General features: G+C 36.9%; 11 protein-coding genes. 8 read left to right on the top strand and 3 right to left on the bottom strand.

Features of this window, described 5'->3' with window-relative positions; all coding sequences use genetic code 11:
• Positions 1–91 precede the first annotated feature (91 nt).
• Both ACJRPK_RS13080 and ACJRPK_RS13075 read left to right on the top strand, forming a co-directional pair.
• On the top strand, positions 92–985 hold the full coding sequence (locus ACJRPK_RS13080) for an alpha/beta hydrolase fold domain-containing protein (protein WP_407140533.1): 894 nt from the start codon (positions 92–94) through the stop codon (positions 983–985).
• A gap of 805 nt (positions 986–1,790) precedes the next feature.
• The gene (locus ACJRPK_RS13075; protein ID WP_407140531.1) at positions 1,791–3,440 is read left to right on the top strand and encodes an amidase family protein; all 1,650 of its coding nucleotides are present in this window, start codon (positions 1,791–1,793) and stop codon (positions 3,438–3,440) included.
• 210 nt (positions 3,441–3,650) lie between these two features.
• Here the strand turns inward: ACJRPK_RS13075 and ACJRPK_RS13070 are convergent, their stop codons facing one another.
• The 3 genes from ACJRPK_RS13070 to ACJRPK_RS13060 form a co-directional block, all read right to left on the bottom strand.
• A complete protein-coding gene (locus tag ACJRPK_RS13070; RefSeq protein WP_407140529.1) occupies positions 3,651–6,020 on the bottom strand; it encodes a M20/M25/M40 family metallo-hydrolase in 2,370 nt (789 codons plus the stop codon).
• Between the two features lie 255 nt (positions 6,021–6,275).
• Entirely contained in the window at positions 6,276–7,220 is a 945-nt protein-coding gene (locus tag ACJRPK_RS13065; RefSeq protein ID WP_407140528.1) for a phosphoribosylaminoimidazolesuccinocarboxamide synthase, read from the bottom strand.
• 45 nt (positions 7,221–7,265) lie between these two features.
• Entirely contained in the window at positions 7,266–8,222 is a 957-nt protein-coding gene (locus tag ACJRPK_RS13060) for a PhoH family protein (protein ID WP_148783023.1), read from the bottom strand.
• A 192-nt stretch (positions 8,223–8,414) separates the two neighbouring features.
• Here ACJRPK_RS13060 and ACJRPK_RS13055 point away from each other — a divergent pair, with 192 nt between their 5' ends.
• The 6 genes from ACJRPK_RS13055 to ACJRPK_RS13030 all read left to right on the top strand — a co-directional run bounded on the left by ACJRPK_RS13055 (position 8,415) and on the right by ACJRPK_RS13030 (position 15,046).
• On the top strand, positions 8,415–9,257 hold the full coding sequence (locus tag ACJRPK_RS13055; RefSeq protein ID WP_148783024.1) for an S-adenosyl-l-methionine hydroxide adenosyltransferase family protein: 843 nt from the start codon (positions 8,415–8,417) through the stop codon (positions 9,255–9,257).
• Positions 9,258–9,273: 16 nt separating this feature from the next.
• A complete protein-coding gene (locus ACJRPK_RS13050; protein ID WP_407140527.1) occupies positions 9,274–9,558 on the top strand; it encodes a putative quinol monooxygenase in 285 nt (94 codons plus the stop codon).
• 37 nt (positions 9,559–9,595) lie between these two features.
• Positions 9,596–11,986, top strand: a complete 2,391-nt coding sequence (gldG, locus tag ACJRPK_RS13045; RefSeq protein WP_407140525.1) for a gliding motility-associated ABC transporter substrate-binding protein GldG — start codon at positions 9,596–9,598, stop codon at positions 11,984–11,986.
• 73 nt (positions 11,987–12,059) lie between these two features.
• Entirely contained in the window at positions 12,060–12,623 is a 564-nt protein-coding gene (locus ACJRPK_RS13040) for a DUF1572 family protein (RefSeq protein ID WP_407140524.1), read from the top strand.
• Positions 12,624–12,765: 142 nt separating this feature from the next.
• Positions 12,766–13,884 carry a DNA polymerase III subunit beta gene (dnaN, locus tag ACJRPK_RS13035; protein ID WP_148783027.1) on the top strand — a complete coding sequence of 373 codons (1,119 nt, stop codon included), beginning with the start codon at positions 12,766–12,768 and terminating at the stop codon, positions 13,882–13,884.
• Positions 13,885–14,050: 166 nt separating this feature from the next.
• Positions 14,051–15,046: a DUF1028 domain-containing protein gene (locus ACJRPK_RS13030; RefSeq protein WP_407140522.1), complete on the top strand. Its 996-nt coding sequence runs from the start codon at positions 14,051–14,053 to the stop codon at positions 15,044–15,046.
• Positions 15,047–15,050 lie beyond the last annotated feature (4 nt).

The following is a 15,050-nucleotide window of genomic DNA, read 5'->3' as shown; positions in this document are numbered from 1 at the left end:
TATGGCACTGCATATACTTTTCAAAAGGTTGAATAAATAATCTGTACCTTTAAGTCGTATTATGTTTGGCACCAAAAATGCTCAAAAGTAAATGAAACAAAGTCTATCGTATTATATTACGCTGTTGGTTATTAAGCTAAAAGGAATAAAGCATAATTTTAGCAAAGACCCTATAGATGTAAAAAAGATCAGAAAAGACGATGTTTATTCCCAAAAAAGCAAGTTTTTTAGAGAGAATACACTCTCCGTTTTCCAAATTTCTGACACTTTAATTACCGAAGTTGGTTTAAATAAAAATTCTCCAAACTTACTTATATTCATTCACGGAGGCGCCTTTATCTCCGGTCCGGCAAAACATCACTGGGATGCGGTAAAAGAAATTGCTAAACAAACCAATCACAAGATTTGGCTCTGCCAATATCCGAAAGCACCAGAAAATAAGATCACAGAAATATCAGCTAATATAAATCATGTGTATACCCAAGCTTTAGAAAACTATGCGCCCGATAAAATTTCGCTTCTTGGAGATTCTGTCGGCGGAACCTTAGTAACGAGTTTAGTGCAACGTTTGATCATAAAAAACATCTCGTTACCCAGTAAAATAATGCTTATCTCACCCGTCATGGATGCAACTATGTCCAATCCTGAGATAGAAAATATAGATGCTATCGACCCTATGTTATCCAAAAAAGGCGTGCTGAGTGCAAAAAAAATGTGCGCAGGGAAAATGGATTTGAAGAACGAAATGATTTCACCGCTTTATGGTAGTTTTGATAACTTACCCAAAACGATGCTGTTTCTGGCTGAGAATGACATTACCTATCCCGATCAAAAAATAGCAGCTCAAAAATTAATCGAAGCCAATACGAAGGTGGAGATAATTTTAGGAACAAATATGCCTCATATCTGGCCATTGCTACCAGTAATGAAAGAAGCAAAAAAATCTTTACAGCAACTAGTAAGGATTCTTAGGGACGATGCTTGATAAAAAATAGATTTTAAACATATGAGTGTTAAAAGTCTCCCTTTCAAAAATATCTTGCTGATTGATTATTTGTCACACGCCTTTAAGTTTTTAAATCAATCTTTGAACATTCGTACCAACTAGAAAAATTCCATAAAAATTATGTACTTTGGTCATTGTTAAAAACCAAAATCGCAACATTATTGATTAGCAATAATTCTTTAATGATGTTGATAGTAACTAACTAACAATTCACCTGATGGAAAAATTTGGATCCCACTAGTAACTCTTTTTATAAGTATCGCTTTTCTTTTCTGGAAATTTACCCACGGGCATTTCAAAAAAGAATATGGTAAAAAGCTTTGGAATCAATGGACTACCCGACTTTTTTATTGGCAAGGCGTGATATACACCAGTACCGGAATATCGATTTTACTATTATTTATTCTTAAATGGTCTAACATTTTGACTTTTTAGCTCTTTTTAGAAATAAAAGTAATGATGCACAACTACTGGCTGTTCTATAAAATATCAACTCAACGTTATATTCCCATTGTACAAGGTCTGCTCACTTCAGGCCATAGTATCTGTAGATTCTCCGCAATTCAAAGAAATTATGTAGTTTAGTAGTCATCAACTATATAATTTTAATCGAATTGATTTCCATTGCAAGTATTAAAGAATATATGTGGGATATGAAGAAAACATTTTCTTTGTTTAGCCCCCATGTACAATTAGATCTTCAGTAATTATACTTCACTACGAACTACAATTGAAAAACACCATCATCTATACAGTTATTTCAAATCCATAAACAATCCTATTTATGAAAAAACATTTCCTTTTCGTATCATTAGTAATACTTGCTTTTGCTTGCAAGGAAGAATCAAAACCAAGCGCTTTTGTATGGACACCATACGATGAATCAAAAGAATTGACTGAAAATGCGGACCATGAATCTGAGAGAATGCAATTTAAACGAATACAGTCACAATTACTCGACAAAAATAAACTATTCAAAACCATTTCCAGTCAGCTTGATACATTTGCTGAAGAAGACTACCAACAATTGAAACCGCTAATTTTTGAACAGGATATCCTTACTATACAGTCACACATTAAGTCCGGTAAACTTACGTATGAACTCCTGACAAAATGGTATTTGTACCGAATTGCTAAGCATGAGAGCGATAAAAATAAAATGCTTAATGCTGTCGTAGCGATCAATCCAAATGCGGTTAGCGAAGCACGCGAAAAAGATAGTAACAAAGCTGTCAATAATCATCCTATCTACGGAATGCCAATTTTATTGAAGGACAATATTAATACAGACCATATGCCCACCACGGCGGGAACGCATTTACTAAAAAACAATCGTCCAGCTGATGCCTTTATTGTTGAAAAAATTAAAGAAAATGGCGGAATCATTTTAGGTAAAACAAACCTAAGCGAATGGGCAAATTTTTTATTTATTGGTGGACCTAACGGATACAGTGCCGTAGGAGGCCAAACCTTGAATGCTTATGGTCGTCGAGTTTTTGATACGGGTGGTTCCAGTTCTGGTAGCGGAGCTGCGATGGCAGCCAATTATGCGGTTGCTGCTGTTGGTACCGAAACGTCAGGTTCCATCTTGTCACCGTCTAGCAGCAGTTCTCTTGTAGGGCTCAAGCCCACTGTAGGGTTGTTGAGTCGTAGCGGAATTGTACCTTTATCGAGTACCTTGGATACCCCGGGCCCAATGACCAGAAATGTCATTGATAATGCTATTTTGCTCTCAGCCATGAGTGGTGAAGATCCTAAAGATGTGGTGACTAAAAATAATCCAAAGAACAAACACTATTTGGACAATCTTAAGTCGGGAACATTAAAAGGATTGCGATTTGGTGTGCCTACCGCCTTACTTAACGATACAGTTTACAAACAAGCGATATCAAAACTGGAAGCACAGGGCGCTATTGCTGTCCAATTTGAGCCGATTGAAGTGAATTTTGATGGGTTTGGAGATTTACTAAGTGCTGATATGCGAAGAGATCTTCCGGCTTATTTAAACACCTACGCCTCTGATAGTATCACCTTGCGATCTATGAAAGAAATAGTTGCATACAACAAAACGGATTCTGTAAATAGAATTCCGTATGGTCAAGCCCGCTTTTTGCGTGCGACCACTGTAGATCTTACTGATGAGGAACTAGACCAGTTACGCACACGATTACACGAAGAAGGTAAACGTTTTTTTGACACGCCCATGAATGAGCATTCCCTGGATGCCATTTTATCAATTGATAACCAAAATGCGGGATATGCCGCTGCGGCCAAATATCCATGCCTTACTGTTCCTATGGGATATAGAGAAACCGGTAAACCAACAGGCCTTACTTTCATTGGAAAAAGATATGAAGAAGAGCAACTTTTAAAAATGGGTTATGCTTTTGAGCAAGCTACTAAAATGAGGAAAACCGCTGAAGCATATAAATAATATATGCCCAAAATACATTTTTTGCGTGCCATGCTTGACAAATCATATGAATTGCATGGTATTCGCTTAGCTTATATTCAGCACCTATAGAAATATATTTTACTTGTGTCTTTCACGCTGAATTAAACGGCAAAAACAAACCGAAAATTGAGTAACACTATTAAAAAACCCAAGCCTTCTCTTTGAATGGCTTGGGTAAATTGTTCACATTTAAGTTCTTAAATTTTCCAAGCTTATCGTATCCTTTTTCTTTTCACTATACTCCAATTTGATTGTTTTCTTAACTATTACAGCATCATTTAGTACAAAAGGCTTTGGGATCATTGCTGCATCGCGTTCGGGAATAGACAAATCTTCATTAGCAAGAAGGTCATATGAGGATTCATACATAACAAATGTGGGTGACCTGTCTTTTTGAAATTTCATGTTCAATTCAAGGGGTTCATTATCTCTCATATAATACGTAAGTAATCGATTACTCTGCCGACTGGTAAATGCATTATAAACCCGACTGTCTTTTCCATCTGTATAATCTAGTGGACGTACACCGTTAGCTTGTAAGTTATCGAATTTGAAAGAACTAGCAACAAACAGGTCAATACGATTGATCTTTCTTTGAGGCTTTATAAGAACCCTAAGATATCGTGTAGTTCCCTCAATACTATCAAAAACCGTTTCAACCTGAGAAGATTTCAATACTGTCAACGGAGCTTGATTGATATAGGTAAAAACATTATTATACATACTTGTCAGTGTATCTTGATGCCATCTTTTGATCTGGTTCGCATCGCTATCTATATAATTTTGGGTCCAAGGATCTAAAACATAATCATACGAAGCCCAATACCCTTTATTTTGATCCTCATTGAGAATATATACTAAACTATTCGGTTTTGGATTGTCAGTATCAAAATCAGCGTAAAAATGCGCGAAACCAATACAGCCTAAGGCTCCTAAAAACGCAATTGAACCTACCAATCCTTTTTTTATATAGTAACCTACCACCGGGAGGAGGAGCATACACAATAGAACCGTCAAAACTGAGGATATAAATAAAAATTTAAGCCCCAGCGCAACCGGGAAAGTTGCTATAAATGGCGTTAAGATGAAAATGGCCGGCAAGCAGAATATTAAGATTAAAATTGGAAACGGTTTTTTGACATGGATCATGACAAATAAAGAGAGTAAACCAAAATATACCAAAATAATAAAATAGCTGGCTCCTTCAAGAAAAAATGCTGCTGCGCCACAGATCAACATCCAAAAAAACAAAGGAACAATCATAATACTTGGAAGCTCTTGTGAGTCTTCAAAAATACTATATACCTTAAAAAAAGCTGCTATACCTATAAGTACTACAGCAACAATATAGTAGTAACCATTGAATGTAAATCCTTGAAGAATTTCGTTGTATCCTGGATATAAAATAGTCAAAACTTTAAACAAACCTACGCCTAATCCCCCCGCCAATCCGATGGAAATTACAGCTGCCAAAAACGCAGTTGGTAACTCTTGTAAGTTAATCCTGGATTTAGTTTTTCCGTAGATGATGAGTGCTACAAAAATTAAGATGGCTGCTCCCAACATTGGATAAATCCAAAAACTTGGATACTTTATGATGTTAAGTTCCGGAACATTAAAAAATACTACATCATCCTCTGATTTTAGCTTTGATAAATCAGCTGTAGCAAAATACGCTATTAATGGCATTAAATAACTTCCTTGATGTTCTAGTGTATTCAAATCAAGGTGCTCCCAGGTATCTCCGGCAGTATGGTAATTAAAATGATCCCCTATAAAAGCAAAGTTGAAACCATCAATATCCTTTTGCTTTCTCAAAATAGTGAGATCCGTGTCATTAGGTAAAAGTTTATAGACACTATAGACCAATGAATTGGTTACCGGGAATTCGGGATTTGCTTTCTCGAATTCCGCAATTAGTGAACCGGTGCCTCCGTTCGTTTCAACAAGCATAAACGAATCTCCGCAGCTCCCTCTGGCTTCAAAATTTAATGCAAGGCTAACATCCTTAGCCCATGGATGCTTAGACACGAACAGATTGGCTCCATTGAGTCCTAGTTCTTCGCCATCGGTAAAACAAATAATGATATCGTTTTTTAAGGTAATGCCTTGTGCCTGAAAAGCTCTCAAGCCTTCCAAAATAGTTGCGACCCCACTACCAGCATCACTTGCTCCATTGGCAGAATGCGGACTGCTGTCGTAATGAGAAAGTAAGAGCAATGCTTTATCTCCCGACGCGCCTTTGATTCGTGCAAGGATATTTTGAGGCTTACTCAGTTTTCCATCTTCATTAACAGCGAATCCCTCTTGTATCTCGGGTGACAATCCGAGCTTTTTTAGTTCCGTTAGTATGTAGCTTTTTACATCTTCATGGGCTAAACTACCTAAATAATGTGGCTCTTTAGAAATTTTTTTAACGTGTTCAAGGGCTCTATAAGTAGAGAACGCTTCTTCAGGACTATCAAAGTCTGAAATGTTTTGTGGTTTGCTAGAGTATAACGTATACCCCGCAAAAAGGAGAATTAATATGAACGAAAGTATATATAGAATTTTTTTCATCAATGTAAGATTTAGGGTTTCTTATTGTTGATGTTTTAAAATAAAACGATCCAAAAAACAGACCTTTCGACCAAGGTATGTATACTGTTAAACGTTTTATTTATAAAATTCTTGTGTTATACCTACTTTTACCTTCTATTTAATTCACTAAATTACAGATGTTTGCGTATGAATTAATTGAAATTGAAAGCGACTATTCAAAACTGATGAATAGTCGCATGTCTATATAGTTACTGTTAGTTTCAAACGAATTATTTAATTCAGATAGCTCAGCACATTGGTTTCTATCCGTTTTTCAATCGCATTCACATCTGCTTTCTTAAAAGTTTCTCCGGTAATTTTTTCATACAATTCAATGTACCGATCTGATACAGATTTAATATATTCCTCTGTCATTTCAGGAATCTGCTGACCTTCTTTTCCTTGAAAATCATTTGCGATTAACCATTGCCTTACAAATTCTTTGGATAACTGCTTCTGTGCTTCTCCTCTTTCCTGTCGCTCCTTGTAACCATCTGCATAAAAGTAGCGAGAAGAATCCGGTGTATGGATTTCGTCTATTAAAACTATTTCGCCGTCCTTTGTTTTTCCGAACTCATACTTTGTGTCTACCAGAATAAGTCCTCTTTCTTTTGCAATAGCAGTACCTCGCTCAAACAACTTACGTGTATAGTCTTCCAATACTAGATAATCAGCTTCACTTACAATCCCCTTGGCTAAAATAACTTCACGCGAAATATCCTCATCATGCGCTCCATTATCGGCTTTCGTAGAAGGAGTAATTATAGGTGAAGGAAAACGATCGTTTTCTTTCATCCCTTCGGGCATGGCCACACCACAAAGCTCACGCTTACCGGCTGAATATTCGCGCGCAGCATGACCTGAAAGATAGCCACGTATAACCATTTCTACTTTGAAAGGGGTACATGCTTTCCCAACGGCGACATTAGGATCCGGAGAGGCAAGCAACCAATTAGGAACGATGTCTTCGGTGGCTTTCATCATCTTAGTAGCAATCTGATTTAAAATCTGACCCTTAAACGGAATCCCTTTTGGCATCACTACATCAAAGGCTGACAAGCGATCAGTGGCAATCATCACCAGAAGGTCATTGTTCAAAGTGTATACTTCTCTAACCTTTCCTTTATACACGGATTGCTGTCCGGGAAACGTATAGTTTGTATCTGTAATTGTGTTCATGAATAGTAAAAATCTACGGTGTTGTGTTGTTGTTTGGTTATATCTTTATTCGTTACGGTGTTCAATTTCTTTATAGGCGGCAATTACCTTTTTCACCAATCGGTGACGTATCACATCTTTATCATCTAAATGAATGATACCAATGCCTTCTACATTTTTAAGTACTAATAACGCTTCTTTAAGTCCCGAAATGACACGACGTGGCAAATCAATCTGTCCCGGATCCCCCGTGATGATAAATTTTGCGTTTTTACCCATTCGCGTAAGGAACATTTTCATTTGAGCATGTGTGGTATTCTGCGCTTCATCTAAGATCACATATGCATTATCAAGTGTACGACCTCGCATAAAAGCCATCGGTGCTATTTGAATCACTCCTTTCTCAATAAAACTCTCTAACTTCTCGTGCGGAATCATATCCCGTAGCGCATCATACAAAGGTTGCATATACGGATCTAATTTTTCCTTAAGATCTCCCGGTAAAAAACCAAGATTTTCACCTGCTTCTACAGCGGGTCGAGTTAAGATAATACGCTTTACCTGTTTTTCTTTCAGTGCTTTTACCGCCAATGCGACACCCGTATAAGTTTTCCCGGTTCCTGCAGGACCAATGGCAAATACCATATCGTTCTTAAAAGTCGATTCAACTAGCTTGCGTTGATTAGCCGTCTGTGGTTTTATTAATTTTCCTCCGGTACCATGCACTAAAATCTCACCGCTGATGTCCGAAGTTTCATAATCCGCTTTGCTCTGACTGGTTAAAACCCGTTCGATTACGTTTTCGTCAATCTTGTTGTACTTAGCAAAATGCTCAGTTAGCATGGTAAAACGTGCGTCAAATTCTTCCAGTAAATCTTCGTCGCCGTAAACTTTGATCTTACTCCCGCGGGCTACAATTTTTAGCTTCGGATAATATTTTTTGAGAAGTTGTATGTTACTATTCTGATCTCCGAAAAGCTCTCTCGGATTTATCTCTGTCAGTTCTATAATAAGTTCATTCAAAAGCTATAGAAATTTTAGTATGAATTGTTTGTTGGATTAACTAAGTTTGCTGAAGTTATTTGATGTTTTTTTAACCGAAAAATGTACAGTAAACCTGTCGTTTATAACGATTTTGAAAGCATTTCATAACTTCATAACAAATTTACATTTTTTTAAGCGCTTATAACTAAAAGATATTAACAATTCTCGCACATGCCGATCATAACTTTAACTACAGATTTTGGACTCAAAGATCACTTTGTCTCTGCTGTTAAAGGGGCTATCCATTCAGAATTGGATCAAATCACTATTGTTGATATATCACATGACATTTCGCCGTTCCATATAACAGAAGCAGCATACATTCTTAAAAACGCCTACAAATCATTTCCCAAAGGTACCATTCATATCATCGGAATTGATAGTGAATTGAGTCCGGAAAATAAACATATTGCGGTATTACTAGACGATCACTATTTTATTTGCGCTAATAATGGCTTAATTAGTTTAATTGCGTCAGAATATCGACCTGAAAAGACTGTAGAAATTAATATTCATGATGCTATTGGCACTAATTTTCCGGTTCTTGACGTTTTTGTTACCGTAGCCTGTCATATTGCTCGCGGTGGTACGCTTGAGGTAATTGGTAAAACCATCACGGATTTAAAAATGATTAAAGGGATCACACCTATTGTTAATGTGGGGGATAAGCAAATTGTCGCGAGTATTTTATATATCGATAATTATGGCAACCTGATTACGAATGTAACTCGCAAGTTTTTTGAAGATGTGGGCAAAGGACGTAACTTTAAAATAATGGCACGTACAGCAGTATTTGAACATATCTATGAGCAATATAGTGATGCGATAAATTTTGATATCGAAAAAAGCAAACGTGAAGAAGATGGTAAAAAGTTAGCGATATTTAATTCATCGGGCTATCTTGAGTTAGCGATATACAAGAGTAATCCAAGAACCGTGGGAGGCGCTTCAAGCCTGTTTGGCCTGCATTATCAGGATACCGTAAGTATCATTTTTGAAGAAGAGGACGTTTAAATAAAAGAAAGAAAATATGATTATCCGAATTGTAAAAATGGGATTCAAAACCGAAGGTATTGAAGAGTTTTTGGCAATGTTTGACACTAAAAAGGACAAAATAAACAGTTTTGAGGGATGTACTCACCTTAAATTAATACGGGATATTCACAATACAGATCAATTTTTCACCTATAGTCATTGGGAATCAGAGGCTCATCTTAATGCGTATCGTGACTCCAAATTATTTAAGGATATTTGGGCGAACACCAAAAAACATTTTAATCAAAAACCTGAAGCCTGGAGTGTACAGGAATATTAATATACTTGCTCCATAACATTACAACGTTTCAAATCGTATGATCGCTATACTACAAAAAGAGTTTAATTCATTTTTTACCTCCACCATCGGTTATCTGATTATTGCAGTGTTCTTGACTATATCCGGACTTTTTCTCTGGGTATTTAAAGGACCCTACAATGTTTTTGATAGTGGATTTGCAGATTTGACTCCTTATTTTGAATTGGCACCCTGGGTACTATTGGTGTTGGTTCCTGCAATTACCATGCGTAGCTTTGCTGAAGAAAAAAAACAAGGTACGTTTGAATTGTTACTGACCAAACCGCTGACATTATTACAGATTGTGCTTGGTAAAGTACTTGGTAATTTCTTATTAATCTTGGTCGCCCTACTCCCCACCCTGTTGTATCTGTTTACCATTTTTCAATTAAAGAACAGCACAGACATCATAGATATCGGCAGTTTTACAGGATCTTTTATAGGATTGCTATTATTAAGTGCGCTGTATACCGGTATTGGTATTTTCTGTTCTGCACTTACAGATAATCAAATTACTGCATTTATATCTACCTTGTTAGGGTGTTTTATCATGTTTTTTGGTTTTGATGCTTTAGCCTCTTTGATAAGAACAGATGACTTTACGTCTATCTTTAATCTTATCGGGATTCAATTGCATTATGATCGTATTAGCAGAGGGGTATTAGACACTAGAGATATCCTCTATTTTTTGAGTGTGATTGTTGCTTTTGTATGGGCGACCATAGTAACCATTTCAAAAAGAGGTCCCAGTAAAAAAATCAAATTGATTGCAGGAATTGCCATTGGACTCGTAGTAATAAATACCATAACCACTTCTTTCTATAAACGTTTTGATTTGACCTATGACCAACGTTTTACCTTATCGGAAGCAACTACTAATTTGTTGGAAGATACTGCGGGAATTGTAACTATTGATGTTCTTTTAAAAGGTGATTTTCCTTCGGAATTTAAGCGACTGCAAGCTGAGACTCAGCAACTCCTTGAAGAATTTAGTGCACATACTAACAACCTGCAATATGCCTTCACCAATCCGTTGGAAGAAGTAGATTTTCAAACTGAAACACTACAGCAATTACAGGAATTTGGATTAACTCCCATGGAGGTGAGCGTACAGGAAAATGGTAAAACCAATATTGAAACACTCGTACCCTGGGCTATATTGAGTTATCAAAATAAAAGTGTAAAAGTTCAGTTGATCAAAAACACGATCGGAGCCACCTCCGAAGAGCGCGTAAATGCATCCATACAACAATTAGAATATACCTTTGCCGATGCATTAACCAAACTATTACACCCTAAAAAGTATAAAATTGCCGTGTTGAAAGGAAATGGGCAATTGCCTGACGTGCATGTTGCAGATTTTATTAAAACGCTTCAAGAGTATTATTTTGTTGGCGCTTTTACACTGGATTCTGTAAGCAGTAATCCTCAAAAAACGCTTACCGAATTAAAAGAATTTGATCTTATTATTAACGCCAAACCCACCGAAGCTTTTACAGAAAAAGAAAAGCTGGTGATGGATCAGTTTGTAATGAACGGGGGTAAATCTATTTGGCTGACAGAGACGGTGTCGATGGAACTAGATAGTCTTTTTAATCCATCGGGCAGTGCGCTCGCAATGATTCAAGATCTGCGCTTAGGCGATATGTTTTTCTCTTACGGAGCACGTATCAATCCGGTCTTAGTAAATGATTTGTATTCAGCTCCGATAGTACTCGCTGCAGGAGAAGCTAATGAAACACAGTTTACTCCCTATCCCTGGTTTTTTAGCTCGTTGACCAAACCCACCTCAGAGCATCCTATTGTAAAAAATATAGAAGCTGTCAAATTTGAGTTTTCAAATCAAATTGACACACTGGCCAATGCAATAGATAAAACTATTTTACTTAGCAGTTCTGCTAAATCAAAATTAGAGGGAATTCCACAAGTAATCTCTTTAGATATAATTCGTCAAAAACCTAATCTGAGCACCTATACTGAAGGGCCACAAAACCTTGCAGTATTGTTAGAAGGATCCTTTAAATCCACTTATAATAACCGCATTAAACCATTTGCCTTAGATTCAATCAGAGAGCAAAGCGAACCGACTGCTATGATTATCGTTGCCGATGGTGATGTCATTAAAAACAGTACACGCAAAAATCAACCCGTCCCGTTGGGATATGATCCCTACATGAATTTGCAATATGGGAATAAGGAATTTTTACTCAATGCTGTTAATTATCTATTGGATGATTCCGGTTTAATGACGGTGAGAGGTCGTAAAGTAAATGTCGCATTTCTTGATATCGAGAAAGTAGTAGCAGATAAAACTACCTATCAGCTGCTTAATCTTGGTTTACCTTTGTTGTTATTAGCTAGTTTCGGCTTCCTGTTCTCCTATCTTCGTAAACGAAAATATCAACGATAAGGCTGTAACTACCCATATCATTTTCCAAGAAAATATAGTATATTGATACTCATTTCTTTATAAGTAATTTGCAATGGAAGATTTAGAATGGATTATAAGTATTAAGAAGCAATTTGAATACTACAAAGCATTAGGTGACAAAGCTATTGATCAGGTTTCTAACACTGCCTTGTTCATACGACCGGATCTTTTTTCTAATAGTATCGCTATTATAGTGCATCATTTAAGCGGAAATATGAAATCTCGTTGGACTGATTTTTTAACCAGTGATGGGGAAAAACCTTGGAGAAATCGGGATATGGAGTTTAAGGATGTTTTGAAAACTAAAGAGGAAGTACTACATCATTGGAATACCGGCTGGCTTTGTTTGTTTGAAGCCATCGCTTCAATTACCCAAACGACAATTCACACCCCTGTTTATATCAGGAATGCAGCACATACCATTCCCGAAGCCTTAAACCGACAACTCACCCACTATGCTTATCATATTGGTCAAATTGTATATCTGAGTAAACGCTCCCAAGGTAACGCATGGCAATCTCTTTCCATTCCAAAAAATGCGTCTGCGTCGTATAACAAAACCAAATTTGCCGAACCTCGCCATACCGGTCATTATATAGATGATTTACTCGGGTAACAGTTCGAATCAAAAATTAAATACTTTTTATTCAAAAAAGTAAATAACTCCCCAATGTTTGTTAATAACTATGCTTTTATCCATGCCAAAATCCTTACAGATTACAATTATATTTGCGTAAATCGTACATAACACGTCACACATGAAATTTATAGTATCGAGTTCATACTTATTAAAGCAACTTCAGGTATTAGGTGGAGTCATAAACAACAGCAATACGCTCCCAATTTTAGATAATTTTCTATTTGAATTAGATCAGAACAATTTAACGGTTTCCGCATCAGATTTAGAGACTACCATGTCTGCGAAATTGGATGTAGAATCTTCAGATACCGGTACTATTGCAGTACCCGCAAAGCTACTTTTGGAAACCTTAAAAACTTTTCCAGAACAACCCCTAACGTTCGTATCAGGAGAGAATAATACGATTGAGATCAGCTCTAATCACGGTAAATATGCTTTGGCATTTGCTGATGGCGAAGAGTTTCCCAAAGCAGTTGAGTTAGAAGATCCTAGTTCGACAGAGATGTTGGGTGATGTACTGGCTACAGCAATTAGCAAAACAATTTTTGCTACCGGTAATGACGATTTAAGACCGGTAATGAGTGGCGTATTCTTTCAGTTTTCTACCGAAGGCTTAACTTTTGTTGCTACAGATGCGCACAAGTTGGTAAAATATACCCGCGAAGATATTAAGGCATCGCAAGTAGCCGAATTTATCATGCCTAAAAAACCTTTGAATCTTTTGAAAGGGATTCTAGCAGGCAGTGATAGCAATGTAGTGATTGAATATAACGAATCTAATGCAAAATTCACGTTTGATGAAACGCAGCTGATTTGTAGACTCATTGACGGAAAATATCCGAATTATGAAGCCGTAATTCCTAAAGAAAATCCAAATAAATTAACTATTGCCAGAAATCAATTCCTGAATTCTGTACGCAGGGTTTCTATATTCTCGAATAAAACAACTCATCAAATCCGTTTAAAAATCGCGGGTGCTGAGCTTAACATTTCAGCAGAGGACATCGATTATTCAAATAAGGCCGAGGAGCGATTAACCTGTGATTATCAAGGAGATGATATGCAGATTGGTTTTAATTCCCGTTTCTTAAGCGAAATGCTTAACAATCTTAATGCCGATGACGTACAGTTAGAAATGTCACTTCCCAACCGCGCAGGTATCCTTACTCCTGTTGATGGTCTGGATGAAGGTGAAACGGTAACGATGCTTGTTATGCCTGTGATGCTTAATAGCTAAACGTTTTATAACATATAAAAATTAACAAAAGGTTCAATCATCATTAGTGTGATTGAACCTTTTTGATAAGTGATTTATTGTAAGTAACAAAATGACTTGCCCGGTATATTATTTATGATCCTGCCTTAAAACTTTATATCTTTAATGTTTAAAAAAATAATTTGATATGAAACCTTCCATTTTTAAGTACTTTATAGGTGTTTGTTTACTTATTACAAGTTTTTCTATGCAGTCACAAAACGTATATAAAGATCAGTTTGCTCATACCTATTCTATAGTTGCCAGAGATACGGTGACAGGTGAGATGGCGGTGGGTGTTCAAAGTCATTGGTTCTCTGTTGGCAATCTGGTATCATGGGGACAGTCGGGAGTGGGTGTGGTCGCTACACAATCTTTTGTGAATCCAGCCTTTGGTCCGGAAGGACTAGCCCTAATGAAAAAAGGCACCTCAGCTACCGATGCTCTCAAACAACTCATTGCTAAGGATAGCGGCAAAGCCTATCGCCAGGTTGCGTTTCTCGATGCTTCAGGAAATGTTTCTGCTCACACGGGAGATAATTGTGTGGAATCAGCGCATCATATTGTTGGAGATAATTTTTCGGTTCAGGCCAACATGATGCTCAACGATAAAGTTGTTCCTGCAATGGCTGAAGCCTATAAAAAGCATAATGATTTACCGCTGGGGGAACGTGTTTTAAAAACTTTACAAGCAGCTCAAAATACCGGCGGAGATATCCGTGGAAAGCAGTCAGCAGCTTTAATTGTCGTTAATGCCAAACCCGCAAAAAATTCGTGGCAGGATAAAAAAATTAATTTACGTGTAGACGATCATCAAAATCCATTACAAGAACTAGAACGCTTGTTAAAAGTACATACTGCTTATGAGTATATGAATCAAGGAGATTTGGATATTGAACATGGTGATATGGATAAAGCTATGCAATCCTACGGCGCTGCAGAAAAGTTATTCCCTGAGAATCTTGAGATGAAATATTGGAAAGCTATCGCCATGGCAAATAATAAACAGTTGGAGGCAGCATTGCCAATTTTCAAAAACATCTTTAAGCAGGATGACAATTGGAGAACTTTAACCAAACGCTTGCCAAAAGCAGGACTATTGACTATTAGCGATGAAGAACTTAAGAAGATTTTAGCGTTGTAAACTA

It is taken from the genome of Aquimarina sp. 2-A2, from assembly GCF_045505135.1.
Classification (GTDB): Bacteria; Bacteroidota; Bacteroidia; order Flavobacteriales; family Flavobacteriaceae; genus Aquimarina; species Aquimarina intermedia.
The sequence above is the reverse complement of the archived record's forward strand: the minus strand, read 5'-3'. Positions and strand labels throughout refer to the sequence as shown.

What these genes read in the sequence shown, in the direction of transcription:
- ACJRPK_RS13080 (WP_407140533.1), top strand. Translation starts at nt 92, where the DNA reads ATGAAACAAAGTCTATCGTATTATATTACGCTGTTGGTTATTAAGCTA.
- ACJRPK_RS13075 (WP_407140531.1), top strand. Translation starts at nt 1,791, where the DNA reads ATGAAAAAACATTTCCTTTTCGTATCATTAGTAATACTTGCTTTTGCT.
- ACJRPK_RS13070 (WP_407140529.1), bottom strand. Translation starts at nt 6,020, where the DNA reads ATGAAAAAAATTCTATATATACTTTCGTTCATATTAATTCTCCTTTTT.
- ACJRPK_RS13065 (WP_407140528.1), bottom strand. Translation starts at nt 7,220, where the DNA reads ATGAACACAATTACAGATACAAACTATACGTTTCCCGGACAGCAATCC.
- ACJRPK_RS13055 (WP_148783024.1), top strand. Translation starts at nt 8,415, where the DNA reads ATGCCGATCATAACTTTAACTACAGATTTTGGACTCAAAGATCACTTT.
- ACJRPK_RS13050 (WP_407140527.1), top strand. Translation starts at nt 9,274, where the DNA reads ATGATTATCCGAATTGTAAAAATGGGATTCAAAACCGAAGGTATTGAA.
- gldG (WP_407140525.1), top strand. Translation starts at nt 9,596, where the DNA reads ATGATCGCTATACTACAAAAAGAGTTTAATTCATTTTTTACCTCCACC.
- ACJRPK_RS13040 (WP_407140524.1), top strand. Translation starts at nt 12,060, where the DNA reads ATGGAAGATTTAGAATGGATTATAAGTATTAAGAAGCAATTTGAATAC.
- dnaN (WP_148783027.1), top strand. Translation starts at nt 12,766, where the DNA reads ATGAAATTTATAGTATCGAGTTCATACTTATTAAAGCAACTTCAGGTA.
- ACJRPK_RS13030 (WP_407140522.1), top strand. Translation starts at nt 14,051, where the DNA reads ATGAAACCTTCCATTTTTAAGTACTTTATAGGTGTTTGTTTACTTATT.